This window comes from Sporosarcina sp. P13 (assembly GCF_002743055.1).
Classification (GTDB): Bacteria; Bacillota; Bacilli; order Bacillales_A; family Planococcaceae; genus Sporosarcina.
Window position 1 is genome coordinate 1 of the sequence record NZ_PDYM01000076.1, and the last position, 1905, is coordinate 1905.

Genomic DNA, 1905 nt, shown 5'->3' on the forward strand with positions numbered 1-1905 from the left:
ACTTAGTTGATCGGAGCGGAAGCCGGCGACTCCGGGAGGATCAGCGGGACAGGTGAAACACCTAGCGAGCGAAGCGAGGAGTGTGGTTCACCGCCCGCCCTCCGGAACGCGTCCGGCTGCAGCGCAGATCAACGGCATAGAACCACTATCCCGTTAACGGGGGCGATTGTGGAGGATTTATGGACGTCATCGAATCTAACACAATACAAATATGTTAGATTTGCAGCTAGGAATCAACTAATATTATTACTTCCATATTATTCTTGTATTATTTTAAGTTTATATTAAGTAAAATATTTTATGTCTTAAAGATTTATAAGAAGAGAGGTCAAACCATTGAAGGCAGTTCGTATTTTATTAGTTTTACTAGTTACTTTTAGTCTTTTTTCTGCAACACCTACTTTTGCAGCAGAAAAAACCATTGATCAATATTACATAGATGATGTAGATCACGGGCATGGGGCATATGAACAATTTGAACGCTTCTTGTACGCAGATATCATAGATGGATATGAACAAACAGAGGTTTATGAAGAAGATGGAGAAGAATATGAATATACATCCATTCTTTTAAAACCAGAAAATAATATCACCCGTGCACAATTCACAAAAATTTTGGTAAATGCTATGAATTTAACAAATGGTGAGATCAAAAAAACGTTCCCTGATGTAAATTCTTCAGCTTGGTATTATAACTATGTCCAAATTGCTAGTAGCAAAGGGATTATTACTGGAAAAGAAGATGGAACCTTTAAACCAAATGATAAGATTACCCGTGCTCAAATGGCTGCTATGATTTATCGCGCATTTAAGGAGACGGTGGATTTTTCGACAACAGGAAAAACTTTCAAAGATGTAACTCAAAAAAACTACGCTTATGAATCAGTTGTAAAAACGGCAGGTGTCGGAATCGTGAATGGCTATGGAGACGAATTCAAACCGAATAATTTCGCTAAACGTTCTCATGCCGTATTGATGATTGACCGTGCATTACATCTAGAATCTGGAACAGCTGAAGACGAACTTTCAGTGATTCAAACTGTAAATCGTAACGTCACAGAAGAGTTGTCACTTTATTCTGAACAACAAAATCTTGAAGCGTTGGAAGCTCTTTATCGCGAAACTACAATGGGGTATTATCTAGCTTTTTCACTTGACGGCCAGGGTCAACTGGATGACCCTGAATATTCATTTGATTCCATGACGATGGAACAAGTTGGTGAGCATTCAAGCACAATTGTTTCTTTAAATAAGCGTTTTGCGGAAGTTAAAGTAGACAATCTAAAGGTTCATGTTACCGTGAGTGAATCAGATATGTATTTTGAAATGACAATGGATATATCAGGAACTGCATATTTAAAGAAAACAGAAGGCGGAAATTGGAAAATTTATAACTTAGTCTATGATGAAGAGTACGATGAAAATACGCTAACTGCAGCTATGGCTGGTAATTAACCTAAAAAAGATTCCCAACTCTACTTAAAAGAGGCGGGAATCTTTTTTTAGAATTAAAATATAAAAACGAATGTAACAAAATAGATTAAAGCCTATATGGGAGAATAATATGCAAAGGGCTTTAAGATGTTTGGGTGTTAGTAGAAAGCAATAAAAAGTGTACTCAAATAACTATCGAATCTAACACAATGTAAATATGTTCGATTTGCAAAAAGTCTCTCTTTTATTTCAAAAGGAAGACTTTTTTATGTAAACAAGTCGTGTATATTGGAGCTATGGAAGAAAACAATTCATTTACGAGGAGTTGTCTTCCGTAAACGGGCCAGTTTCTTTTAAGAGGAGGATGAAATATGCATAAGTTTTTAATTGGTTTCTCAATCGTATTTTTTATCGCTTGCCTAGTATTACTTATTAAAACTTTTGTTGGGTCGTTTGATTGGATTAATATTG

At 36.1% G+C, this 1905-nt stretch carries 1 protein-coding gene; it reads left to right on the plus strand.

Annotated features, from left to right (window positions below; genetic code table 11):
* The first annotated feature begins 336 nt into the window (after positions 1-336).
* Positions 337-1455, plus strand: coding sequence for an S-layer homology domain-containing protein (locus CSV79_RS16390; RefSeq protein WP_099690115.1), 1119 nt, complete (start codon positions 337-339; stop codon positions 1453-1455).
* The last annotated feature ends 450 nt before the right edge of the window (positions 1456-1905 follow it).